1 protein-coding gene is annotated in these 422 nt (G+C 68.5%); it reads right to left on the reverse strand.

Annotation, left to right across the window (positions count from 1 at the left end; translation table 11 throughout):
* A partial coding sequence (locus ACFQ1M_RS11545; RefSeq protein WP_386408346.1) for a DUF7507 domain-containing protein occupies nt 1-422 on the reverse strand: 422 nt, incomplete at both ends.

A 422-nucleotide genomic window follows, 5' to 3' on the forward strand; every position in this document is an offset into this window, starting at 1 on the left:
CCCGCGGCTCCCGCCGCCGTCACGCCCGTCACGCTCTTGATCAGCTCCATGCCAGGCGCAGGCGCCAAGGTGGTCACCGTCGGGTCGTTCGTCGGGTCGCCGTCACTCGTGCCGTCGCCGTCGTCCGTCTCCGTGTTCTCGTTGTCAGGTACCGGGTCCCCGTTGCCGTCCACGTCCGTGTCCGACACGTCGCTCACGTCGTCCGTGCCATCGGGGCTGTCCCCCGTGGCCGTCGCGCTGTTCTCTATGTAGCCCGCGTCGAGGTCCGACTGCTGTATCGTCTGCTGTGCCGTCACCGTCGCGCTCTGACCTGGGTCGAGGCTCGCGATCGGGCTGCCAACGATGCTGCCGGCGTCCGCGTTCGCGTCCGTCACCTCGATGTCCGTCAGGGTCACGTTGCCCGTGTTGGTCACCACGATGTC

Origin of the sequence: Sungkyunkwania multivorans, from assembly GCF_042675645.1 — a bacterium.
Classification (GTDB): Bacteria; Bacteroidota; Bacteroidia; order Flavobacteriales; family Flavobacteriaceae; genus Sungkyunkwania; species Sungkyunkwania multivorans.